This window comes from Nocardia jiangxiensis NBRC 101359, assembly GCF_000308615.1.
Classification (GTDB): Bacteria; Actinomycetota; Actinomycetes; order Mycobacteriales; family Mycobacteriaceae; genus Nocardia; species Nocardia jiangxiensis.
Map to the genome: position 1 here is coordinate 1 of NZ_BAGB01000172.1, position 21,872 is coordinate 21,872.

General features: G+C 68.8%; 23 protein-coding genes. 4 read left to right on the top strand and 19 right to left on the bottom strand.

What is annotated here, in order from left to right; all coding sequences use genetic code 11:
• Nucleotides 1-442: 442 nt before the first annotated feature.
• Nucleotides 443-1,450 (bottom strand): sensor domain-containing diguanylate cyclase, encoded by a 1,008-nt coding sequence (locus tag ON40_RS44545; protein WP_051194551.1) that lies wholly within the window; start codon nucleotides 1,448-1,450, stop codon nucleotides 443-445.
• A gap of 224 nt (nucleotides 1,451-1,674) precedes the next feature.
• The gene (locus ON40_RS44550; protein ID WP_245568269.1) at nucleotides 1,675-2,664 is read right to left on the bottom strand and encodes an alpha/beta hydrolase; all 990 of its coding nucleotides are present in this window, start codon (nucleotides 2,662-2,664) and stop codon (nucleotides 1,675-1,677) included.
• Between the two features lie 425 nt (nucleotides 2,665-3,089).
• On the opposite strand from ON40_RS44550, the gene ON40_RS44555 reads away from it, so the two are divergent.
• A complete protein-coding gene (locus tag ON40_RS44555) occupies nucleotides 3,090-3,503 on the top strand; it encodes a secondary thiamine-phosphate synthase enzyme YjbQ (protein WP_040832061.1) in 414 nt (137 codons plus the stop codon).
• 87 nt (nucleotides 3,504-3,590) lie between these two features.
• Here the strand turns inward: ON40_RS44555 and ON40_RS44560 are convergent, their stop codons facing one another.
• The 8 genes from ON40_RS44560 to ON40_RS44595 are packed head-to-tail and all read right to left on the bottom strand — an operon-like array spanning nucleotide 3,591 to nucleotide 13,034.
• Nucleotides 3,591-4,328 (bottom strand): alpha/beta hydrolase, encoded by a 738-nt coding sequence (locus ON40_RS44560; RefSeq protein WP_040832062.1) that lies wholly within the window; start codon nucleotides 4,326-4,328, stop codon nucleotides 3,591-3,593.
• Complete coding sequence (locus ON40_RS54185; RefSeq protein ID WP_063713229.1) at nucleotides 4,325-6,088, bottom strand: LLM class flavin-dependent oxidoreductase; 1,764 nt, start codon at nucleotides 6,086-6,088, stop codon at nucleotides 4,325-4,327. The genes ON40_RS44560 and ON40_RS54185 overlap by 4 nt, the downstream gene beginning before the upstream one ends.
• A complete protein-coding gene (locus ON40_RS44570; protein ID WP_063713230.1) occupies nucleotides 6,085-7,137 on the bottom strand; it encodes an ABC transporter ATP-binding protein in 1,053 nt (350 codons plus the stop codon). The genes ON40_RS54185 and ON40_RS44570 overlap by 4 nt, the downstream gene beginning before the upstream one ends.
• A complete protein-coding gene (locus ON40_RS44575) occupies nucleotides 7,134-8,141 on the bottom strand; it encodes an ABC transporter ATP-binding protein (RefSeq protein WP_245568270.1) in 1,008 nt (335 codons plus the stop codon). Before ON40_RS44575 ends, ON40_RS44570 begins: the two co-directional genes overlap by 4 nt.
• Complete coding sequence (locus tag ON40_RS44580) at nucleotides 8,128-9,054, bottom strand: ABC transporter permease (protein ID WP_040831872.1); 927 nt, start codon at nucleotides 9,052-9,054, stop codon at nucleotides 8,128-8,130. The genes ON40_RS44575 and ON40_RS44580 overlap by 14 nt, the downstream gene beginning before the upstream one ends.
• Nucleotides 9,051-10,088, bottom strand: coding sequence for an ABC transporter permease (locus ON40_RS44585; RefSeq protein ID WP_040831874.1), 1,038 nt, complete (start codon nucleotides 10,086-10,088; stop codon nucleotides 9,051-9,053). The genes ON40_RS44580 and ON40_RS44585 overlap by 4 nt, the downstream gene beginning before the upstream one ends.
• On the bottom strand, nucleotides 10,085-11,647 hold the full coding sequence (locus tag ON40_RS44590) for an ABC transporter substrate-binding protein (protein ID WP_051194552.1): 1,563 nt from the start codon (nucleotides 11,645-11,647) through the stop codon (nucleotides 10,085-10,087). Before ON40_RS44590 ends, ON40_RS44585 begins: the two co-directional genes overlap by 4 nt.
• A 49-nt stretch (nucleotides 11,648-11,696) precedes the next feature.
• Complete coding sequence (locus ON40_RS44595; RefSeq protein WP_245568271.1) at nucleotides 11,697-13,034, bottom strand: LLM class flavin-dependent oxidoreductase; 1,338 nt, start codon at nucleotides 13,032-13,034, stop codon at nucleotides 11,697-11,699.
• Nucleotides 13,035-13,156: 122 nt separating this feature from the next.
• Here ON40_RS44595 and ON40_RS44600 point away from each other — a divergent pair, with 122 nt between their 5' ends.
• Both ON40_RS44600 and ON40_RS44605 read left to right on the top strand, forming a co-directional pair.
• Nucleotides 13,157-14,026: a LysR family transcriptional regulator gene (locus ON40_RS44600; protein ID WP_040831877.1), complete on the top strand. Its 870-nt coding sequence runs from the start codon at nucleotides 13,157-13,159 to the stop codon at nucleotides 14,024-14,026.
• A 289-nt stretch (nucleotides 14,027-14,315) separates the two neighbouring features.
• On the top strand, nucleotides 14,316-14,891 hold the full coding sequence (locus tag ON40_RS44605) for a type 1 glutamine amidotransferase domain-containing protein (RefSeq protein WP_040831878.1): 576 nt from the start codon (nucleotides 14,316-14,318) through the stop codon (nucleotides 14,889-14,891).
• Between the two features lie 94 nt (nucleotides 14,892-14,985).
• Here ON40_RS44605 and ON40_RS44610 read toward each other — a convergent pair whose 3' ends face one another.
• Genes ON40_RS44610 through ON40_RS44630 form a run of 6 tightly spaced genes read right to left on the bottom strand, consistent with a single transcriptional unit; the run spans nucleotide 14,986 to nucleotide 18,698 of the window.
• Nucleotides 14,986-16,035: an ABC transporter substrate-binding protein gene (locus ON40_RS44610; RefSeq protein WP_083896416.1), complete on the bottom strand. Its 1,050-nt coding sequence runs from the start codon at nucleotides 16,033-16,035 to the stop codon at nucleotides 14,986-14,988.
• A gap of 31 nt (nucleotides 16,036-16,066) precedes the next feature.
• Nucleotides 16,067-16,198 (bottom strand): hypothetical protein, encoded by a 132-nt coding sequence (locus ON40_RS53620; protein WP_245568272.1) that lies wholly within the window; start codon nucleotides 16,196-16,198, stop codon nucleotides 16,067-16,069.
• Nucleotide 16,199: 1 nt separating this feature from the next.
• Nucleotides 16,200-16,424, bottom strand: coding sequence for a tetrahydrofolate dehydrogenase/cyclohydrolase catalytic domain-containing protein (locus ON40_RS53625; RefSeq protein ID WP_040831879.1), 225 nt, complete (start codon nucleotides 16,422-16,424; stop codon nucleotides 16,200-16,202).
• A gap of 11 nt (nucleotides 16,425-16,435) precedes the next feature.
• Entirely contained in the window at nucleotides 16,436-17,341 is a 906-nt protein-coding gene (gene purU, locus ON40_RS44620) for a formyltetrahydrofolate deformylase (RefSeq protein ID WP_040831880.1), read from the bottom strand.
• Nucleotides 17,338-18,201: a methylenetetrahydrofolate reductase gene (locus tag ON40_RS44625; RefSeq protein ID WP_040831881.1), complete on the bottom strand. Its 864-nt coding sequence runs from the start codon at nucleotides 18,199-18,201 to the stop codon at nucleotides 17,338-17,340. Before ON40_RS44625 ends, purU begins: the two co-directional genes overlap by 4 nt.
• Entirely contained in the window at nucleotides 18,198-18,698 is a 501-nt protein-coding gene (locus tag ON40_RS44630) for a hypothetical protein (protein WP_051194553.1), read from the bottom strand. Before ON40_RS44630 ends, ON40_RS44625 begins: the two co-directional genes overlap by 4 nt.
• Nucleotides 18,699-18,793: 95 nt before the next feature.
• On the opposite strand from ON40_RS44630, the gene ON40_RS44635 reads away from it, so the two are divergent.
• A complete protein-coding gene (locus ON40_RS44635) occupies nucleotides 18,794-19,309 on the top strand; it encodes a methylenetetrahydrofolate reductase (protein WP_040831882.1) in 516 nt (171 codons plus the stop codon).
• Nucleotides 19,310-19,318: 9 nt separating this feature from the next.
• Here the strand turns inward: ON40_RS44635 and ON40_RS49020 are convergent, their stop codons facing one another.
• The 3 genes from ON40_RS49020 to ON40_RS44650 all read right to left on the bottom strand — a co-directional run bounded on the left by ON40_RS49020 (nucleotide 19,319) and on the right by ON40_RS44650 (nucleotide 21,859).
• Nucleotides 19,319-20,398, bottom strand: coding sequence for a DUF3349 domain-containing protein (locus ON40_RS49020; RefSeq protein ID WP_157186819.1), 1,080 nt, complete (start codon nucleotides 20,396-20,398; stop codon nucleotides 19,319-19,321).
• A 109-nt stretch (nucleotides 20,399-20,507) separates the two neighbouring features.
• On the bottom strand, nucleotides 20,508-21,416 hold the full coding sequence (locus ON40_RS44645; protein WP_051194578.1) for a universal stress protein: 909 nt from the start codon (nucleotides 21,414-21,416) through the stop codon (nucleotides 20,508-20,510).
• A 17-nt stretch (nucleotides 21,417-21,433) separates the two neighbouring features.
• The gene (locus ON40_RS44650; protein WP_040832074.1) at nucleotides 21,434-21,859 is read right to left on the bottom strand and encodes an Hsp20/alpha crystallin family protein; all 426 of its coding nucleotides are present in this window, start codon (nucleotides 21,857-21,859) and stop codon (nucleotides 21,434-21,436) included.
• Between the last annotated feature and the right edge of the window lie 13 nt (nucleotides 21,860-21,872).

Consider the following 21,872-nt stretch of genomic DNA (forward strand, 5'->3'; position numbering starts at 1 on the left):
AGACGACCTATCCGCTTGGGGACCATTTGGGGACCACACGTCATTCACGCCACCGAACATCCGCAGGGCACACGAACATCCAGCGACCTATCCGAACACGCATGACGTGCGCAAACGCCTGGTTTCCAGTCCTGGGGGTCAGGTGGTCGCAGGTTCAAATCCTGTCAGCCCGACATCGAAACCCCCCTTCCGGCCAGCGCCGGGAGGGGGTTTTCAGTTTGTTACGGTCGCTACCACGGCGGACCTGGAATACGGTCCCTGCTCGATACGGCTGATCGCGCCCATCACTCAGCATCGACGCCGCCCCACGAATATGCTTGGGCAACAACGCAACCGAGATCGTGGCCGTCGTCGCGAAGTACTCGTCGGCACCTCACGTGCCCCGCCGCCACCGCGAAACTCCCCTCGCCTCAGAGTTCGTCCCTGCTGTCCACTCGGGACGTCATCGTGGGCCGGATTCCGGGATAACGTTGTTGCACTTCACCATTGGGTCGGGGCACTCGTTTGCTCCGGTGTCCAGTGCGCGGAGTACCCATTGGTCTTTGCCTCTGGCCTTGGCGCGGTAGAGGGCACGGTCGGCGGCGTCCACGAGGGCTGCGGCGGGGGTGTCGGCCGGGGTTGTCACGGCTCCGATGCTGGCCGAGACCTGGAGTTCGTATTCGCCGATGACGATCGGGGTGGACAGTGCGGACAGCAACCGGTCGGCGACGGCGGTGACGCGCAGGTCCTGGGCCGGGGGTGCGAGGAGGACGACGAATTCGTCGCCGCCGATGCGCGCGATCATGTCCTGGCCGGCGGGCAGGCTGTCGCGCATGCGGGTGGCGGCAGCGGCGAGGACTCGGTCGCCGATGCCGTGACCGTAGCGGTCGTTGATCTGTTTGAAGCCGTCGAGGTCGACGAAGCACAGTCCGATCCGGTCGTGATCGGTGGCCGTGGCGGTGAGCGTCTCGAGTTGTTCGAGGAAGTGGCGGCGGTTGGGTAGGCCGGTGAGCACATCGTGTCGCACCTGTCGGTGCAGTTCGGCATGTAGTTGGTGCCGGTCGGTCACGTCCTCTCCGACGGCGAGGAGATAGTCGGCTTGGTCGGCGGATCCCTTCACGTAGGTGATGGCGAACGCGGCCCAGCCGGTGCTGCCGTCGGTGCGGGCGAATTGCTGCTCCAGTTTCACGGTGCCCTCGCGCGCCGGGACCAGGGTGTCGAAGACCAGTGTGCAGATCTCGCCGCGGGCATCGGGGTGGGCGAACCGATAGACCGATGTGCCGCGCAACTCCTCGGCCGAGACGCCGATCATGGCGGCCAAGCCGGGGTTGACCTCCAGGAGGGTGCCCGCGGTGTCTGCGATGGCGATCGCGATCGCGGCGTTGTCGAAGACGATCCGGAATCGTTCGTCACCTGCGCGCGACGACTGCCGCTGCGCGGTGTCGACCGCGTGCGGCCACAGACTGCCCATCGGGTGACGTGGCGCCTGACAGCCCCGGATGACAGCAGCGAGCGACCCGACCACCCGTTGGGCGGCGGCGATCGGCAACCGGCAGACAGTGGCGAGTGTCCGCCACCGCCGCGATGTCGATGCCGTCCGGTCGGGTCCTGTTATCGAGATCGGCCCGCCACCGTGGCCCGCAACCGCAGGCACTCGCTCGGGTGAGGGGGATCTCAGCATGTCGTCCGCCGCGTTCAACTTGCGTCGGGAAGTGCGGTCGCGGAAAGCCTGCCGGTGAGCACCTGCTGGTGGAACTGCCCGAGCGCATCGATCGCGGCGCGGGCATCGGACAGCAGATCCGATCCGGCGTGGTGGACGTGCGGCGCACGGTCCCAGATCTGCAGCAGCGTCGGCACCTGAGCTTCGGCGCAACGCCGGGCCAGGATCTGCGAGTCCGGCAGCAGGCATTCGGTGGAGCCGACCTGGATCAGCACCGGTGGCAGGCCGGTGAAGTCGCCGTTGACCGGCGACCATGCCGGGTCGAGTGGCCCGTCGGTGGCGAAACCTCGGCGTGCGATGACATCCAGAGCCTGGGCCGGGATGTAGGCGTCGAGTTGCCGGTTGGGGTGGGCGTCGCGCACGGTCGAGTCCAGATCGGCCCACGGTGCGATCGCGGAGATGCCACCGGGCATCGGCAGCCCCCGCTCACGGGTGGCCAGCGCGAGCCGGAAAGCGAGCCCGCCACCGGCGGAGTCGCCGGACACGATGATCCGCTCGGGCCGGAAACCCTGCTCGAGCAGATATCGGTACGAGTCGACCGCGTCGTCGAGCGTTTCGGTCAGATGCGCCTGCGGTAGCTGCCGGTAATCCACGCTGAACGCGGGCATCGCGCTGGCCTGGGCGATCTTGGCCACCATGCGCCGGTGGGTGTTCAAACCGCCGCAGATGAACCCGCCGCCGTGGAAATACAGCAGCACCGAGTCCTGCCGCTGCCGGGGATCACGATCGCCCTGCCACAACCATTCGGCCCGGAACTTCTCGAATCGCACCATCCGGCGCCTGGTGCCCTTCGGCGCTGCCAGGGCCGCGGCCGGAAGATCGAGCAAGCTGCCCAGGCGCACCAGTTGCCGAAACCGGCCGTGGTCGGCGACACGGGTCAACGTCGACAATCCGAGCCCGACCGTGCCACGCAGCAGCGGATGGGCGATTCTGGTGCCGATACCGGCCCGGTTCGGCCGCTGCACAGTCAGCGTCGACTGCGGGGCCGACTCGGCGACCCGCGACTCGCCTCCGGCCCGGACACCACTGTCCGAGCCCTGTGCACACCCCGAACAGCACTGGACGGGTGTACGACCACTATCTTCTACACGGCGCAACGTCGATCCTTCGTCAGACGATCTACAACATGGCGATGGCCAATCCTGACCGAGCAGGGACATGCGCACAGCGGCGGAAATACCTATAGAAGTACCTATCCGCACACAACTCGCCCGTCACGGCAAGGGCAGAATGTCACCGAATGCGCCACCCACCGGCCCGGCCGTCTGCCAGCAGACCCCGCGAACTTCCGAACTCCGTCCCTGTTCGACACGCCGCCGACCCTCGCCCGCCACGGCGCCGCTCGACGTTCGCGTCTGTCCGATTCCTCGACAGGAGGACGATGGTGCCCATGCAGAGCATGGTGATCGACGTGAAGACCGGGCGCGAGGAAGTCGTCCACGACCTCACACCGCATTGTGCGGCCTTCCTGCGCGAGGCAGCGGCAGGGCGCGACGGTCTACTGCACGTCTTCGTCCCCCACGCCACCGCGGGCATCGCCCTGATCGAACTCGGCGCAGGCAGCGACGACGACCTCCTCGCCGCCCTACGGGATCTGCTCCCCGCCGACGACAGCTGGCGGCATGCCCACGGCTCCCGCGGCCACGGACGCTCACACGTCATGCCCGCCCTGATCGCCCCCTACGCGAGCATCCCGGTTCTGAACGGCGAAATGGCGCTGGGCACGTGGCAATCGGTCGCAATGGTCGACCTCAACATCGACAACCCCGTCCGGCAGGTGCGGTTGTCGTACCTGGCCGGATGACCACGCGATCATCCGAACAGCGAACCGGCACTCGGCTCGAAGCAGTCGAACCGATCCTCGATCCGGCCGCTGCGCCCGATCGTGCGCTCAGTCCAGCCCGGTCACGATCGGCCGGACATCGGATCCCAGTCGCAGCGACTCGAGGAACAGCACGATGGTCGCCGCGACGGAGCGGTGTGCGACATCGTTGAGCACGTCGTGTCGGCCGCCCTGTACGAGGCGGACATCGGTGTGCGTGGCCTGCGCGTATGCGTCGAGCGCCGATGCGAGCGGGGTGATGCGGTCGTCGGTGCCGTGCAGGGCGAGCGTCGGGCGGTTCTGCGCTCCGATGGTTACGGTCTTCCACGGCAGCGGCGAGGTTATCGCGCCGCGGGCGAAGCTCTCGTCCGCCGATATCACGGCGCGGTGCACCGGGCACGCGGTGCGGGCGTCGACCTCGTCCGCCCAATCGGCACCCACTGTGTCACTTGGTTGCGCAGACGCCGGGAGCGCAATCGCCGCCAGCACAACACCTTCCACGGGTAGCTCCGACTCGAATCGGGCCGCGAGCGCGGCACCGCTGTCCGAGCCGAGCAGGACTCGGGGCGTCGGCAGGGACTCGTCCGCCAACAGTTCTTCGACGGCTGCGCGGGCCCCGGCGACGTCCCCGAGTTCCACCGGGACGAATCGCACCCGGTACCCGTCTGCGGACAGTCGCCGACCGAGGCGCGCGTACGACGCGGCGGTCTCACCGCGCCCGGGGAGCAGCACGATGGTGCCGCGCGGGGTGGCGCCCTCGGACTCGTCCCAGACGCCGGTGGTCGTGTGTGTCTGCGCCGTTGTCATTCGCTCGCTCCTGCCGCCCACGCGGAGGTGAACCAGTGCACCGCACCGGTTTCCGGGTTGTAGGACCGCCGGGGCAAGGTCCCGATGTCCGCGCCGTACACGTGGATTCCGATCACCGGCTCGTCGCCGCCGCAGCGCACCTGGTGCACGTCGTCGTCGGTGGTGCAGCACACCGTCACCTGGCCGGTGGTCCACTCCGAGGTGCCCGCCTCGACCAGGGGCACGTTCTCGGCCGAGGGCTTCCGGAACCGGGTCTCGACCTCGGTGCCGCGATGGATTCCCACGACACCCCACGTTTCGTGGCCGTGCACCGGAGTCCCCTGGCCGACGCTCCACACCGCGCTGGCGATGGAGAATGCCCCGTCCGGGGCGACGTGCAGCGGGTACATGACGTAGTGGTCTGGATCGGGTCGCGTCTTGTCTGCGGGCAGGTCGAAACCCGTGGCCAGTACGGCGGCGAGTTCGTCGCGGATGGCTGTGGTCAGCGCGCGCTCGTCGGTGATGTCGTCGATCAGCTGCGCGACGGTGTCGGCGAACGCTGCCAATTCGGGTACGTCGGTCTGCACCGCGACGATCGGGGGTCGGGTCATTCCAGCTCCTGGTTGTGGGATCGGGAGGCGTGCTCGGGACTGGACCGCGGCGCGGTCGGGACGAGTTGCCTTGCGGTGGGCCAGTTCCTGCCGCACCAGCGGCAGCAGGTCCCGGCCGTAGTCGATCGCATCCTGGAGTGGGTCGTACCCGCGGATCAGTACGGTGTCCACCCCGATCTCGATGTAGTCGAGCAGGGCCGCGGCCACCGTCTCGGGGGAACCCACCAGCGCTGTGGAGTTGCCGCCACCGCCCACCGCCTTCGCGGTCGGGGTCCACAGGCACCGGTCGTGCAACTCGCCCTTCTCGGCGACGGCCAGCAGCCGCTGCGAGCCCGCGTTCTGCGGGTCGGCGCCGCGCGGGTGGAGTTGGTTGGCGCGCAGGTTGTGCGCCCCGCCGACGCCGGTGGTGATGGTGTCCAGGATGCGGTGCGCCCGTTCCCAGGCGGCGTCGTCGGTGGGCCCGAGGATCGGCCGGAACGACACCGAGATCCGCGGGCGGCGATCACGGCCTGCCGCCACCGCACGGTCGGCGACGGTGGCGATCTGCTCGGCCGTCTCACGCAGCGGCTCACCCCAGAGCATGTAGGTGTCGGCGTGCCGGGCGCCGACCGAGTACGCCGCCAGGGAGCTGCCGCCGAAGAACAGCTCGAGGTGCCTGCCCTCGTGCGGCTGGACCTGCGGGTGGAATCCCTCGAATCGGTAGTACCCGCCCGAGAAGTCACGAGGTCCGGTGGTATCCCATGCGGCGCGCAGGATTTGCAGGTATTCGTCGGTCCGCGCGTAACGCTCGTCGTGCGGGAGGAAGTCCCCCTCGCGACGCTGCTCCACGTCGGTGCTTCCGGTGACGATGTTGAGGGCCACGCGCCCGCCGGAGAACTGGTCGAGCGTGGTGAACATGCGTGAGGCCAGCGTGGGGTGCACGACGCCGGGCCGGTGCGCCACGAGCAGGCCGAGTCGTTCGGTGTGCGCGGCCACGGCGGCCGCGACCTGGGAGCCCTCGGGCCAGCCGGAGCCGTATCCGATGAGCACCCGGTCGAATCCGCCGTCCTCGTGGGCGCGGGCGAACCGAATCGTGTAGTCGGGATCGATCACCGCTCCGTCGCCCGCCCGCGTCTCGGAGGCGTCGGCGGTGCCGATCATGCCCAGGATCTCGACATCGTCGTAGCTCATCGGTCGCCCTTCGTGAGTGTGCCGGTGTCACCCGGCCGGATGTGGGTGTTCTCGGATGGCTCGTCGGGCCACCGGGCTGCGATGTGGCAGGCGGCGGACCACCGCTCCCCCACCTCGAGCAGCGATGGCTGGGTTGCGCAGTCGGCGAACGCGAATCGGCATCGGTCGGCGAACACACAGCCGTCGGGGTCCGGCGCACCGGTAGCGCGGTCGACGCGGACGTCGTCGGGCCGGATCGCGGACTGTTCCCCGAGGCTCGGCGCGGACGCGACCAGCAGCGCGGTGTACGGGTGGGCCGGGCGCGTCAGGACTTCGTGCAGATTTCCCTGCTCGACCAGCCGGCTCCGGTAGAACACCGCCACCCGGTCGCCGATACCGGCCAGCGAGGACAGGTCGTGCGCGATGATCACGACCGCGAGGCCGAGGTCGCGCCGCAACCGGTCCAGGAGGTTCAGCACCAGGTTGCGGTTGGAGACGTCCAGCGCACTGACCGGCTCGTCGCAGATGAGCAGCTGGGGTTCGGTCACGATGGCGCGCGCGAGGGACACCCGCTGCCGCTGGCCTCCCGACAGGTCGCGTGGGCGGCGATCACGCACCACGTCGGGGTCCAGCCCGACCTCACGCAGCGCGCGATCGATCCGCTCGCCGCGGGTCGCGTCGCGGCCACCCGCCACCTCGAGCGGCTCGCCGACCAGACGCGCGACGGTGAGATCGGGGTCGAGCGAACGCAGGGGATCCTGGAACACCAACTGGATCCGGCCCTGCCGCCGGAATTTGCGCAGTTCGCGGCCGCGCAGACTGGTCAGATCCCGGCCGTCGAACTCGATGGTTCCGCCCGCCGGAGCGGTCAGCCCGACGGTTGCGCGAGCCAATGTCGTTTTGCCCGAACCGGTTTCGCCGATGATCCCGACGATCTCACCCGGGTACACCTCCAGGCTCGCGCCGCGCAACGCCGCGCCGGTGCCCAGGCCCACTCCCCTACGCGGCACGCCGTAGGTGACGGACAGGTCGGTGACCCGCAGCAGTGGTGCGGTGACCGCGGTACTCATGCGGCCACCCGATCCCGGACGCACCGCGCGAGATGTCCGGGGCGGACCTCACGGAACGGGATCACGCCTTCGGCGCAGCCGGGCCCGGAATGCGCGCACCGCGCGGCGAAACGGCAGCCGGTGATCTCCTCCCCCGCGGCCGGTGGTTGCCCATCGATCGTCTCCAGGGTGCGCCGCGACCAGTCGCCAAGCGACGCGACGCGCAGCAGGGCCTGCGTGTACGGGTGGCGCGGATCGCGCAGGACCTCCTCGGTGGGCCCGCTCTCGACGAGTTCACCCGCGTACATCACCATGACGCGGTGACTCGTCCGGGCGACCACGGCCAGGTCGTGCGTCACCAACAGCAGGCTGAGCCGGTGGCTGCGCTGCAGCCGGTCGAGCAGGTCCAGGATCTCGGCCTGGACGACGGTGTCGAGCGCGGTCGTGGCCTCGTCGGCGATCAGCAGTTCCGGGCCGAGCGAGATCGCGATGGCGATCAGAACCCGCTGCAACATGCCTCCCGAGAGTTGGAACGGATACAGCCGATCCACGCGCTCCGCATCGTGAATCCCCACCTCGCGCAACAACTCTCGGCTGCGTTCCCGGGCGGCGCGGCGGGCCAGGCCCCCGCGTACGCGCAGCTGTTCGGCGACCTGGTGGCCGATGGTCAGCGAGGGGTTGAGATACGAGCCGGGATCCTGGAAGACGGCAGCGATCCGGTTGCCGCGCAACCGTTTCCAGGTGGCAGGGCGAGCGCCGGTGAGCTCGACCGCGGACTCGCCCGAGCCCAGCGTGACGGCGCCGCCCTCGATCGTGACGCCGGGCGGCAGCAGCCCGAGGACAGCGCGGCAGGTCAGCGTCTTACCGGACCCCGATTCGCCGACCAGGGCGACGGTCTCACCCTGCCGGATCTCGAAGGACACGTCCCGCAGGGCCCGCCGGCCGTCGGCGATATCGACGTTCAGGCCGTCGACGCGCAGCACCGGCCGGTCGATACCGATGGTCGGATCATCAAGCAGTGACACGGTCGAGCTCCTTGGTGGGGAATGCGGGATTCGCCGCGACAGCCGGGGTCGACGGAGTGCGGCCGAGCAGCCGCGCGAACAGGCCGCGCCGCGCGCGCGGCGCATCGGAGCCCGCCTCGCGGACGCAGTCGGCCAGGATGTTGAGGGCGCCGACGGTGAGCATCATCGGCCCGCCCGGCAGCAGCGGGGCCCACGGCTGCAGTTCCAGGTAGCCGAGGTCCGAGGACAGCATGCCGCCCCAGGTCGGGGTCGGCGGCGTCACGCCGACGCCGAGGAAGGCGAGCGAGGCGATGATCAGCAGCGCGGCGCCGGTGGCCTGTGCCGCCGCGACCGCGACGTTCGGCAGCACCTTGCTCCACATGTGCGTGCGCAGGATCCACCAGGTGGACGCACCCATCAGCTCGGCGGACTCGACGTACTGGGTGCTGCGCAGCCCGAGGGTGACGGCGCGGCTGATCCGGAAAAAGGTCGGTGCGGACAGGATTCCCACCGCGATCATGGCCTGGCTCATACCGTTTCCGAGAGTCGCTGCCACCGCGATCGTGAAAACGGTGAACGGCAGCACGGTCAGTGTCTCGGACATGCGCAGCGCGAACCACTCGCCGGCCCGCCCCGCCCACACGGACGCGAGTCCGGTGGGCACGCCCAGGCACAGTCCGACCAGGACCACCTCCAGCGCGCCGACGACCGACAGCCGCGTCCCGGCCATCAGGCGGCTGAGGACGTCGCGGCCGACGTAGTCGGTGCCCAGCAGATGGGCGGTGCTGGGGCCCTGCAGGATCTCCGGGGATTGGCGCAGCGCGTCGTAGGGCGCCAGCGCCGTGCCGAAGACGGCGAGGAACAACACCGCCGCGAGGATCACCAGACAGACCCGTGCGCTGGGGATCGAGAAGAGTCTGCGCAACGTCGTCATCGTCGGCCTCCTGAGGCGGTGCCGCGGCGTGCGGCGGGGTCGAGCAGGATCTGCAGCGCTCCGAGCGCCAAGGTGCCGAGCAGCACGACGGCGGAGGTGACCAGCAGCGTGCCCAGGACGACGGGCACGTCGCCGCGCTGGGCGGACTGCAAGGCCAACTGGGCGACCCCGGGCAGGTTGAACAGCTTCTCGGTCATCACGGCGCCACCCATGATCAGCGGGAGCGCATTGGTCACTACGGCGAGCGTCGGCGCGACGGCATTGCGCAGCACGTGGCCGAAAAGCACTCGGCCCCTGCTGTATCCGCGCATGCGCGCGCCGATGGCGTAGTTCTCCCCCTGTGCGGTCACCAGGGAGGTGCGCAGTTGGCGCGCGATGTTCGCCGCGACCTCGAGTGCCAGGGCGAGTGCGGGCAGCGTGGCGTAGCGCAGCCAGTGCACCAGGTCGATGGCGTACGGCGAGTAGCCGCCGGCCGGGAAGAGCCGGGCCTTCACCGCCAGCAGCACGATCAGCGCGATGCCGATGACGAAGGGCGGCATCGTGGCCAGCACCGAGCAGACGACGGTGACGATCCGGTCGGCCACTCCGCCGGGTCGCGCGGCAGCGGCGACACCGGCGCCGAATCCTAGGACGAGCGCAAGTACCAACGCGTACAACGCGATCGACAGATCCACCGGAAACGCGAGTTGCACCGACCGCGCGACGGGGACCGTGGTGAACCACGACTGTCCGAGGTCCCCGTGCAGCGCGGCCCGGACCCAATCGACGTAGCGCACCACGAGCGGCCGGTCGAGCCCGAACTGATGGTTCAGCCGCGCGATGTCCTGCGGCGTCGCGGTCTCGCCGAGCACCACGGCGGCGGGGTTGTTCTTGCTCAACGCACCCAGCGCGAACGTGATCACCGACGCGAGGAACAGCACGGTGACCGAGGTGAGGAGCAGGCGCGCGAACCTGCGGACCGGGGCCAACAGCCTGAAGGGCGTGCGCCTCGATGCGACCGGCGGATCGCCGGGCACCGATGTCACTGCCGTCATGCGGGAACCCCTTCCCAGCGGAGCAGACTCGGGTGTTGTTTCAGCGGCGCAAGCGATTTGCGTCGAGCGAGGATGCTCGGCACCTCGTACAGAAACGTGTTGGGGAACCGGGTGACCGCGATGCGCGTCGCCTCTTGCAGGGTCGCGGGGTACGACGGGGCGTCGGTCGGGGTCGCGGCGACTTTCGCCAACTGCGCGACCAGCTCCGGGTCGCCCGAACGCGCCGGATTCATCAGCCCGGTGGAGCTGAACAGGACCTGGAACGCCTGCACCGGCGACTCCCGGCCCGCGAAGCCGTCGTAACCGAGCGCTTTGCCGCGATTGAGGTAGACGATCTGCGTCCACTGCGACGTCGGCACCGGGTCGATGGTGAGCTCGATCCCGATCTCCGCGAGTTGGGCCTGAATCTGTTCCACCGCAGCCGGAATCGGGGCCGCCGCCGACAACGTGGAGCGCACCTTGCCGGACAGCCCGGCATCGGCGAGGATCTTGCGCGCCTTGGCGGGGTCGTAGGCGAACGCACCCGTCAGCGCCGGGTTGAAACCGACGTATCCCTGCGGGAAGGGCTGGTAGTCGACGTCGCCGATGCCGAAGTTGGCGATCTTCCGGATCGTCTCGCGGTCGATGCCGTACTTCAACGCCTCGACGACCGCGGGGTTGTCGAACGGCGGCTTCGAGGTGTTGACATCGAGCACGGCGACGTACATCGAGTCCAGCACCTGCACTTCGAGCCCACTGGCCTGGGCCGCCTTGATGCCCGAGGGCGGAATTTTCGCCACGTCGTACTGCCCCGACGCCACCGATGCGACGACGGTCGCCGGGTCGGCGGCCGGATAGAGCAGGAACCGGTTGATCCCGATCTGATCCGCGAGGTGGAAATGCTGGTTCTTGCGCAGTTCCGCGTGGTCGTTGTCGACGTAGGAGGTGAGCGTGAACGGTCCGGACCCGGCGGGCCGGGTCGCGAGAGCATGCGCGTCCTTCTCGAACACCGCGGGGTTGACCACCATGCCCGTCTTCCCGGCGAGCAGCAGCGGGTACTGGTAGTTGGTCCCGGTCAGATCGATCACGACATCCAGGTCTCCCTGCGCCGCAACCCTTTTCAGGTCGGCGATCTGCGGGGCGATCAGGGAGCCCGGCGCGGATCGGCCGCGTTGGATGGACTTGGCCACCGCCGTGGCGTCCAGTGGCGAGCCGTCGGAGAACTTCAGCCCCGGACGCAGCGTGAAGGTGACCTGGGTGCCGTCCTGGTTGTAGGACCACTTCTCGGCGAGCCAGCCGACCGCGTTGCCGTCGCCGTCCAACGCGGTCAAGGCGTCGTAGGCGAGCGCGAGCATCGTGACGTCGGACCCGGCGGAGGAGGTCACCGGATCCCAGGTGGTCGGCAGCTGCCAGGCCCACGAGATGGTGCCCGGACCGCCGCCGCCGACGGAACCTGCGCCGGCATCGCTGCAGGCCCCGAGGGCGAAGAGGGCCCCGGCACCGAGGCCCAGCCGGAGCATTGCCCGGCGGCTGACGGTGACGGGAGCGGAGCGATCGGTCCGCTGAACGCTGAGAGACATGAACGGAGCTGGTTCCTTCTCGGGAGGGCGACGGGTGTACCCGGCGGCGTCAGACGGCCGCGCTGTAGCGGTTCGGCGGGACCGGTAGGCCGAGGTGACCGCGAAGGGTCTGCGCGGTGTACTCGGTGCGGAACACGCCGCGCTCCTGGAGGATCGGCACGACCTCCTCGACGACCCGGCGGAAGTTGGCGGGGTGGTCGACAGCGATGTTGAAGCCGTCGCACGCACGCGCCTGCCACCACTCGATGAGCTTGTCCGCGACTGTCTCCGGGGAGCCGACGAACTCGCTCTTGCGCCGCTCGCGAGTGGCCTCCACCGCCTGCCGCAGTGTCCATCCGTTGCGCTGGGCTCGCTCGGTGATCGCCTTGGCCTGGGTGTAGAAGGAGCGTTCGCCGTGTACCAGCGCCTCGACGGGGAACGGCGCGTCGAGGTCGTAGCCGGTGAAGTCGTGCCACCCGAAGGGTCGCCCGAACTCCTCGAGCGCCGCGGTGAACGTGTGGTCCGCGGCGTGGTTCGCGGCCTCGATCTCCCGTGCGTCCGCGTCGGTGTCACCCACCACGATCTTCACACCGGGCAGGATCAGCAGATGGTCCGGATCGCGGCCGAAACGCTGTGCCGTCCTGCCCTTGATGTCGTTGTAGAACGCCTGCCCGGCGGGGATGTCGGCGGCGTGGGTGAAGATGCCCTCGCCGACGCTCGCGCCGAGGTCTCGCCCCTGATCGGAGTCGCCCGCCTGGAAGATCACCGGGTGCCCCTGCGGCGAGCGGACCAGGTTGAGCGGACCCTGCACCCGGAAGAAGGCGCCGTCGTGGTCCAGCCGATGTTGTTTGGCGCGGTCGAGGAACCGCCCGGTTGCCCGGTCCCGCACGAAGGCGTCGTCCTCGTACGAATCCCACAGTGCCCGAGCGAGTTCGACGAATTCCTGCGCTCGCCCGTACCGGGTGTCGTAGTCGTAGTGCTCGTCGAGCCCGTAGTTGCGCGCGGTGCCCGCATCACCGGTCGTGACGACGTTCCACCCCGCGCGACCGCGCGAGATCAGGTCCAGCGATCCCAGCCTGCGCGTCAGGTTGAACGGGCTGTTGAAACTGGTCGTCGCCGTGCCGACCAGGCCGATCCGGCGGGTCTGCACCGCCAGCGCGCTCAGCAGCGTCAGCGGCTCCAGGCGGTTGAGGTAGTGCGGCGGCGAATACGGCGTGATGAACTGGCTGTCGACGATGAACACCAGATCGAACAGGCCGCGCTCGGCCAGTCGCGCCACATCGGTGAACCAGTCGATGTTCACGCTCGCGTCGCCGGGGATTTCCGGATCCAGCCAGAGAGTATGAGTGCCCGGACCGCCGGTCCCGTAGGGAACGGCGCCCAGATGAATCTGCCGTCTGCTTCGCACGCCGCTCCATCCCATTGATTTCCTACGTCATCGAAATTACGGGAATTCGCGCGGCCTATCCAACGAGCATTCATGATGAGAACCATCACGATTCGTAATGAGAGGGCATAATCGTGAGAATCATGCAAAAGAATCTCGACATCGCTCCGTTGCGAAGCTTCGTGGCAATCGCGGATTGCGGCGGTTTCCAGCGAGCGGCGACACATCTGCACCTGAGTCAGGGGGCAGTCAGCCAGCACATGCGCCGACTGGAGGATGCGGTCGGCCGCCGGCTGGTGCAGCGGCACGGCCGCGGCTCGCGGTTCACCCCGGACGGCGACGAGCTCCTCGTCGTGGCCCGGCAGATCCTCGACCTGCACGATGACGCGCTGCGCCGCTTCGGCACCGAGGCCGAGGGCACAATCACGATCGGGTCGACCGAACACGCCGCCGCGCAGCTGCTACCGGCCCTCGCGGCCGCGATCGAACGCGCGGCCCCGCGGTTGTCGTTCCGGTTCCGGATCGACCGCGGCATGGCTCTGCGGGAGGGCCTCGCGAGCCGCCGGATCGACCTCGCACTGCTGCTCAACAGCGACGATCCGAGCGCGATCCGCGTCGGCGAACTGGAGCTGACCTGGTACTCCGCCCCGGGCTGGCAGCTCCCGCCCCGGCCGCATCCGGTGCCGATCGTCGCCTTCGACAGCCCCTGCGCACTGCGCAGCCGCGCCTTGGAAACCCTGTCCGAGGTCGACCTCCCCGCGTCGATCCGCGCCGAGGCGCCGCAGCTGGGCGGCGTGCACGCGGCGGTCGCGACGGGCGTCGGAGTGGCACTGCTGGCCACACTCGGACAGACGCCAGAAGGACTCGTTCCGCGCTCCGACCTCCCCGCCGCCAAACCATTGCACCTGTCCGTGGGTGCACGTCCGGGCCTGCCCGCGGCGACGGCGAAGATTGCCGCGGACGCATTACGCCCACTGCTTTCACCGCACCTACGTTTGGCCGCGGGAGCATGAGCCCTGACGCACGACCACTGTTGCAATCATGACGATTCGAATAAATCCGTCCTCGGACAGGAATTCCCGGGGCCTGAATTCGTTCGAATCGTCGTGATTTTATTTATTCTCCGAGAGAACCTTCCCATGTTCGCCCCTGGGTCGAAAGCCGCGCGAAGTTCTCGGAGTCGACGAAATCCCCCGGCATCGCCGTTTATCTCGCGCACCACGGGGTACCGCGGTCGATGAGGCGAATCGCCACCACATCGGATCTCACCGACACCACCGGCCGATCACCGAGGAGGACGAGATGAACGACGGCACGAACGGAACACCGAACATCCTGGTCATCACCTCGAACACCGGTGTCGAAGGGGACGAGCTGCTGCTGCCGCTGCAACGCCTGCGCGAACGAGGAGCCCGAGCGGTGCACGCCGCCCCCGACAAGGCCAGGGTGCAGACCTTCGTGCACGACACGGACAAGGATGTGACCGTCGACCCGGACATCGACCTGAGCGCGGCCTCCGCCGACGACTACGACGCGGTCGTGATCCCCGGCGGCACCGTGAACGCGGACAAGCTCCGCGTGCGGCCCGAGGCCGTCGAGTTGGTGCGCGCGTTCGCCGCCGCGGGCAAACCCGTCGCGGCCATCTGCCACGGCCCCTGGCTCCTGGTCGAGGCGGGACTCGTGGACGGGCAGGCCCTCACGTCCTACTTCTCCCTGCGCACGGACATTCTCAACGCGGGCGGCCGGTGGACCGACCAGAAGGTCGTCCACTCCTGCGTGGACGGCCACACCCTGATCACCTCGCGTAACCCCGGAGATCTCGAAGCCTTCTCGGCAGCAGTCGCGGGCGCGACCTTCGGCACGGTGTCGATGCTCTGAAGCGTCGTTTTCCAGCGCGCCGAAGGCGGCAGTGCCGCAGACGTTCTCGCGGCGGACGGTGCTGTGAACGGATACCCGCCCTCCCGGAGCCGGGTCACCTCGGCAGGTACTCGTTGGTCCAGTTGGTCGACGGTAGCTCGGCGCCCCGAGGGACCGCGTTCGTCTTCTTGATGAAGTCCATGCTGGTGTTCCATCCGTCGACGCTCATCGCGCCGGTCTCGGGCCAGTCCACCTGCCGCAGGCTCGCGAGCAGGATCGGATCGGCCATGCTGGAGAACGTCGACTTCACGATGTCGACCACGTCGGACTCGTGCCCGCGGATGTACGCGCCGCCCTGCTGGACCGCCCGCACGAAACGGCGCACCAGCGCGGCGTTCTGGGTGGCATAGTCCTTCCGCACCGCGACGATCTGGCCGTACCCGGTCCGGGTCACCGACCATGCGGGCACGGTGTCCGGACCCGCCACCACGACCCCGTCACCGTCGTCCTGCACCGCCAGCGGAGTGGGTTCGGAGGTGACGAACCAGTCGATCTGATTTCTGGTCAGTGCTGCTTTGTCGGCCGCCGGACTCGGCAGGGACACGTAGCGAACGGTGCCCGGGGACACCCCGTACTCCCGCAGGAAAATGCCCGCCTGTCCCTGCGTGGTGGTCGAACTCGCGCCGCCGGTGGATCCCCGCAACGCCTCGGCCACCTGCGCGGGTGGCGTGCTGCCGGTGAGATGGTGCGCCCGCGAGAATTTCGTGCTGAAGATCAGACCGAGCGGCGCACCCGCACCGTCCATGGACACGGCGAGTTGCGGGATCCTCCGGTTGACCGCGTTGATGAAGGTCGTCGGGCTGGAGTTGAGGAATTGCACGGAGTTCGATTCCAGCGCAGCAGCATCCAGCGACGACGGCAGGTCGACGAACTCGACCTTCAGCCCTGCCGCGCGGAAGTACCCCTTCGCGTCGGCCACCCGTAACGGCGCGTCGAAGATCGTGTCGGCGACGCCGACGGTCACCTTCGTGGTGCCGTCGGCCTCGCCGGAACCGCAGGCCGCGAGCAGGCTCGAGCACAGTGCGAGTACCGCGGGGATCACGATGCCCAGCCGGACGCCTCCGCCGCCGAGGCGTCGTTGCCTGTTCGTGTCGATGATGCCCATGGGCCGGCCTTTCCGTTGTTGCACAAAATAATCAGCTGAACTCGCGCGCCCACTCGGCGGCCCGGACCGTATTGGCCATGAGCATCGCGATCGTCATGGGGCCGACTCCGCCCGGCACCGGAGTGAGCCGATCGGCGTGGCCGACGAGTTCGTCGGCACGCACGTCACCGGCCAATCCGTCGGGTGTGCGGTGGATGCAGATCGCGCATGCCCAGCGTGCGCACCGTCCGTCGTTTGCTCGCCACGTACACCGCACTCGCCGGGTCCTGCCCCACCAGAACCGTGGCCAGCCCCGGCGCCGTATCCGGCGTGAACGACATCGTGATCTCCCGCGCGACCCGCTCGCGGATCCGTCGCGCCGCGCCCGTGCCATCGATCCATCGCGTCACCCGAACCCCCTTCACGCGAAGACGATCGTGTGGTTGCCCTGCCGGAAAACCCGGTCCTGCGCATGCCAGGCCACGGCCCGGGACAGCACCGCGCGCTCCACGTCCGCCCCGCGACGCTGCAGTTCCGCGGCACTGTCCGCATGCGATACGCGCACCACGTCCTGCTCGATGATCGGCCCCTCGTCCAGGTCCTCGGTCACGTAGTGCGCCGTCGCGCCGACGAGCTTCACCCCGCGTTCCTTGGCCTTCAGGTAGGGCCCGGCGCCGACGAAGGCGGGCAGGAACGAATGGTGGATGTTGATGATCGGGACGCCGACGCGGTCGATGAAATCTCCCGACAGGATCTGCATGTACCTGGCCAGGACGACGAAGTCGACGTTTCCGCGCAGCAGGCGCAGGTGCTCGGCTTCCGCGGCGGACTTGTCCGGCCCGGCGGAGGGCACATGGAAGAACGGGATCCCGAAGGCACGCGCCTCGGCCGCGGTATCGGCGTGGTTCGACACGACCATCGCCACCGATACGGGCAGTTCACCGCGCCGGTGCCGCCAGAGCAGATCCAGCAGACAGTGCTCCGACTTCGACGCGAAGATCGCCACCCGCTTGCGCACCGCCAGGTCGCGCAGGGTGAACTCGAGGTCGAATCCCTCGCGCAGCACCGTGTCCAGATCCTGCCGGACCGCGGGCAGCACGTCGGGCAGATCCCGCGCGGAGAACACCGTCCGCTGAAAGAACGCGCCGCCGCTGGGATCATCGGAATACTGGTCCAGCGACACGATGTTCGCGCCGTGCTTGCTCAGCACATCGGTCACCGCCGCGACGATGCCCGGCCGATCGAGCCCCTGCACCGTGAGCGACGCCAAGGGTTCCCGCCTGGCGGTCGTCGCAGTTGCGGGCCGGAGATCCTGCACCGCCGTCACGACATCGCCTCCTCGCCGAGGCATGCGGTGAAGTCCGCGATCCACTCCACCGTGGCTTCCACTCCTCCGAAACTGTAGAAATGGATCCGCAGGTCGCCGTGCCGTTGTGGTTCCCACCGCCGAGCCAGATCCCGCAGGAACCGGTCCGGCCCCGCGGTACCCATGAGGTTGGTGATCGAGAACCCGTACTTGCGCACGATCCCGGCACTCGTACCCACCCCGAACCGGGTCGCGTACCGCACCAGGCGGCGGATGCCCGCCGGGCCCGGCACACCCACCCGGATCGGCAGCGTGATGCCTCGCGACCGGACCTGTTCGACCCAGTCCAGGACCGCGTCCGAGTCGAAGCCGAACTGGGTGACCACCGAGCCCGCCAGCCCCGTCTCCGTCAGCAGTGCGGCCTTGTCCTGCAGCGCCCGCCACAGCACGTCGGCCGGGATGTCGGGATGACCTTCCGGATATCCGGCGATGCCCGCCTCGGCCATGCCGAATCGCTGCGGCACAGCGCTTTTCAGCACCGACAACGCGTCCGGGTATGGTCCGAGCGGGACGGCCGGATCACCGCCGACCACGAACAACCGGTCGGCGGCGGACACGTCGGCGAGGCCCGCCAGGAACTCCTCGAGCTCGTCGGGTGACCGCAGCCGCCGGGCTGCGACGTGCGGCACCGGGATCAGTTCGAGGGCGCGGCACACACCGGCCGCCTTGACCCGCGTCTCCAGATCCTCGCTGTCCAGGTAGGTCAGGTGCACCCGCGTTCCCCGGGGGATGTGCGCCGCGGCCGCGGTCAGCCGGTCGATGTCCTTTCCGGTGATCTCCAGGGAGAAATCCGTCAGCAACGAGATCTCGCGCCCGCTCATGACTGCGCGCCGCGGTAACGGGTGCGGGCGAAGCTGTCCAGTGGGGCGGCCTCGACGGTGGCGCGAACCTCGACCTGGTCGTGCGGCTCCACGGAAGGCTTGTCCGACACCGGATCCTCACCCCACACCACGCGTACTTCCGTACCCGGACGCGCGAACTCCTCGTCGATGACCGCGAGCGATACGACGGCCTGATCACGCACGACGTATCCGCAGTCCATCGAAATACCCACCCGCCGACCGCCGACCAGCACCTCGTCCATCTGGAACTGGCCGTACCGCGCCTTGGGCAGGGAGAAGTACTTGTAGGTCGGCCCCGGAGTCCACAGCGAGGAGAAGATGCGCCCGGCGTCCTCGGGGTGCCACACCAGAGTCACCTTGTGCCGCTGCGGTCCCTCGGCCCGAGCACGCAGAGCGTCCATCCCCACGAACTCGTGGTCGAATTTGACGTGTCGTCCGTAGCCCAGGTCGTAGGGCGTGACGTAGTAATCGGCCACATTCTGCGAAAAGAGGCTGCCCGCAAGCGAACCCGCGCTGTTCGCGGGGAGCCACTCGCGGTAGCCGGTCAGGCTCGGGTCGGTGGGCCGTCGACGTGGTCGAGCTGATCGAACTGCTCGGCAACCTCAACGAGGGCATCGACCGGCACGGCCTCCGCCTGGAAACCCCGACGCATTTCGACATCGGCGTCCGCATCCGCGCGGTTCCCCGGCTCACCGCCGCCGACCGGACCCGTATCCGCCGCAAGATCGACGCCGGCGCGCACTTCATCGTGACGAGCCCGGTCTACCGTCCCGAAGCTCTCGAACCGCTGCTCGACGTGATCGACGGCGACGTCCCGGTCGTCGCGACCCTGCACGCGCTGGGCTCGGCCGCCGAGGCGAATCTGCTGCGGCACGAACTCGCGCCGGACTGCATCCCGGACAGACTCCTCCACCGCCTGGAACGCGCGGCGGACGGTGCGGCCCAGGAGGGCGGAAACATCGCCGTCGAGATGGCGGCCGAAATCGCCACCGCAACCCAGGGCCTGCTCCTGTCCCGCTCCGACCGGCCCGATCTGGTCTCGCGCGTCAAGAACGTCCTGCCGCGTCCGGTGGTCAACTCACAGTGAGAGTGGGGTTCACACCGCCTCGTCGCTGTCGGGCTCCTCGTCGTCTTCGGTTTTCCGTCTCCGTTCGCCGACGGTTTCGCCGGTGGCCAGGAAGACGATGCGGCGGCCGACCTCGACGGCATTGTCGGCGAACCGCTCGTAGTAACGTCCGATCAGGGTCATGTCGACCGCGGCGGTGATCCCGTGATCCCACGCCGGGCCCAGGACCGTGGCCAGCAGTTCTTCGTGCAGGTCGTCCATGAGATCGTCCTGCCCCTCGAGCGTGCTCGCGGTCTCGGGGGTCGGGGATTCGAGCACGGTCGCCGCGCTGGTAGCGATCTGCACGGCCACCCTGCCCATCCGAATGATCAACGGCCGCACCGGCTCCGGGACCGTGGGCTCGGGATGACGACGGCGCGCGGCGGTGGCGATATGGGTCGCGAGCACCGCCATCCGCTGCAGGTTGCCGGTCAGCTGGGCCGCGGTCACCACCTGCCGTAGCTCCCCGGTCGCGGGAGAATCCAACGCCAGCAGCCGGATCGCTTCGGCTTCGACGTCCCGCGCCATGGCCTCGACGCCACCGCCGAGATCGATCGCGGCCTGCGACTGTTCCAGATCACTCGCGACGAGCGCGTTCGTCGCGGTCGCGATCGCGGCGCGATCCCGCAGGCACATCTCGTGCAGCAACTCGGCCAGCCGCTGCAGATCGCGATATCGGATCCGGACATTCGACTCGCCCCCGCCCGACCGGTCGGCGTCGGCCGGAACATGCAGCGGCAGAACAGATTCGGCGGCTTCCCCGGACGAACCGACCTGCCAGTCCGCGCGCACCGGCCAGCCGCCCGCCCGAAGCCGATCACGCACGCGCGCCAGATCCGATTCGCTGGGCAACTCCTGGGTGTGCCGGGTGATCGCCACACCGGCGTCTACCCGCTCGGCCGGCAGCGCCCCATGCACGATCAACTGGTCCACGACCTGATCGATCTCCTCGTCGCTCAACCGCCGCCCCAGCACCGCCAGCAACGGCACATAGTCCTGCGCCGGCACCCCCTGCGGATATCCGGCCCGAAGCCACGCCACGATCCGGGCCAGAAAATCCGACCATTCCACCACTGACCTCCCGTACCGTGCCCGGTCGTCTCGACGACGCAACGTCTTCGACGAGAAGTCTGCCGCAGTCACCGCATCCAGTACACCGGAGCGGCCTACGACGAGCCGATCACATCGCTCCCCGCTCCCGAACGACGATCACCGGACAGCGCACCGATTGCACCAATGCGGTGCTCGTGGAACCGAGCAGCAATCCGGTGAAGCCGCCGCGGCCGTGGCTGCCCGCGACCAGCAGTTGAGCGGAGTCGGACTCGGTGAGCAGGGCTCGGGCGGGGGCGTCCCGGACCAGGATTCGGCGGACGGTGACATCCGGATACTGTTCGCCCCAGCCGGCCAGGCTCTCCGCCAGCGCCGCGTCCTCGGATTGTTTGGCCGATTCCCATGCCGGAAGGGGGACATACGGTCCCGTCGTGTCGCTCCAGGCGTGCAGCGCCACCAATTCCACTTTTCTTCGGGACGCTTCCTCGAAGGCGAGGTGGAGGGCGGGCTCGCTGTTGGCGGTGCCGTCCACGCCCACCAGGACCGGGTACTCGAGCAATACCGGATCGGTCGCCGAATTCTCGTGGACGACGGCGACTCGGCAGTGCGCGTGGTGCAGCACCGCCGAGGAGACCGATCCCAGCAGCATCCGGCGGATGGCGCCCAGACCGTGGCTGCCGACGGCCATCATCCAGGCCCGGCGGGACGATTCGAGCAGGAACGGAATCACCGGCTCGGACACCACCGCGCTGGTGATCTCGAGGTCTCCGGGAACGACGGTGCTCGCGACGCGACGAGCCTTCACGACCACACGTTCACCCTCGCGCTGCAACTCGTCCAGATCGATACCGGCGACAACGGGTGCGGGGCCGAAACCGGCGCGCACGGCGGTCGAGGTGACCACGTGCAGTCGGCGGCGATGCAGCGATGCCTCGGCCGCTGCCCAGGCCACAGCCTCGTACGACGCGGCCGAGCCGTCGACCGCCACCACCACGGGGTCGCTCGATCCCGCTGTGTACGAATTGGATTCGGTGGTCATCGCGTGATCTCGCACGGCTATTCGCCGGACTTGACGTCGACCCTGGTGACCTTCTCCTTCGATTCGCCCACGGGAACGCTGACGGTCAGGATGCCCTTGGCGTAGCTCGCCTCGATGCCCTCGTCCTTCGCGCCTTGGGGCAGGGAGACGGTGCGTTCGAACACGCCGTAGTTGAACTCCGAATGTCCCTTCTCCTCGTGGGTCTCGGTGCGCTCGGCCTTGATGGTCAGCAGCCCGGCGTGCACGGACACCTCCACGTCCTTGGCCGGGTCGATGCCGGGGATCTCGGCGCGGACCACATAGTGGTCGCCGGTCAGGGACTCCTCCACCCGCAACATGTGGTTGCCGAACACCGGCGCGAGACCTGGGGTGAACGCATTCCACCAATCGGTGAGATCGGGTAGCAGCGAACCCGGACGGTGACGGGCAGGTAGCAGGTTCATGATCACTCCTCGG

Excerpts from the sequence above, each read along its gene's own strand:
- ON40_RS44645 (WP_051194578.1), bottom strand. The coding sequence starts at position 21,416 with ATGACCACCGAATCCAATTCGTACACAGCGGGATCGAGCGACCCCGTG.
- ON40_RS54185 (WP_063713229.1), bottom strand. The coding sequence starts at position 6,088 with ATGAGCTACGACGATGTCGAGATCCTGGGCATGATCGGCACCGCCGAC.
- ON40_RS44625 (WP_040831881.1), bottom strand. The coding sequence starts at position 18,201 with ATGAGCGGGCGCGAGATCTCGTTGCTGACGGATTTCTCCCTGGAGATC.
- ON40_RS44580 (WP_040831872.1), bottom strand. The coding sequence starts at position 9,054 with ATGACGACGTTGCGCAGACTCTTCTCGATCCCCAGCGCACGGGTCTGT.
- ON40_RS44650 (WP_040832074.1), bottom strand. The coding sequence starts at position 21,859 with ATGAACCTGCTACCTGCCCGTCACCGTCCGGGTTCGCTGCTACCCGAT.
- ON40_RS44560 (WP_040832062.1), bottom strand. The coding sequence starts at position 4,328 with ATGACAACGGCGCAGACACACACGACCACCGGCGTCTGGGACGAGTCC.
- ON40_RS44570 (WP_063713230.1), bottom strand. The coding sequence starts at position 7,137 with ATGAGTACCGCGGTCACCGCACCACTGCTGCGGGTCACCGACCTGTCC.
- ON40_RS44545 (WP_051194551.1), bottom strand. The coding sequence starts at position 1,450 with ATGGGCAGTCTGTGGCCGCACGCGGTCGACACCGCGCAGCGGCAGTCG.
- ON40_RS44605 (WP_040831878.1), top strand. The coding sequence starts at position 14,316 with ATGAACGACGGCACGAACGGAACACCGAACATCCTGGTCATCACCTCG.
- ON40_RS44555 (WP_040832061.1), top strand. The coding sequence starts at position 3,090 with ATGCAGAGCATGGTGATCGACGTGAAGACCGGGCGCGAGGAAGTCGTC.
- ON40_RS44610 (WP_083896416.1), bottom strand. The coding sequence starts at position 16,035 with ATGGGCATCATCGACACGAACAGGCAACGACGCCTCGGCGGCGGAGGC.
- ON40_RS44585 (WP_040831874.1), bottom strand. The coding sequence starts at position 10,088 with ATGACGGCAGTGACATCGGTGCCCGGCGATCCGCCGGTCGCATCGAGG.
- ON40_RS44600 (WP_040831877.1), top strand. The coding sequence starts at position 13,157 with ATGCAAAAGAATCTCGACATCGCTCCGTTGCGAAGCTTCGTGGCAATC.
- ON40_RS44590 (WP_051194552.1), bottom strand. The coding sequence starts at position 11,647 with ATGTCTCTCAGCGTTCAGCGGACCGATCGCTCCGCTCCCGTCACCGTC.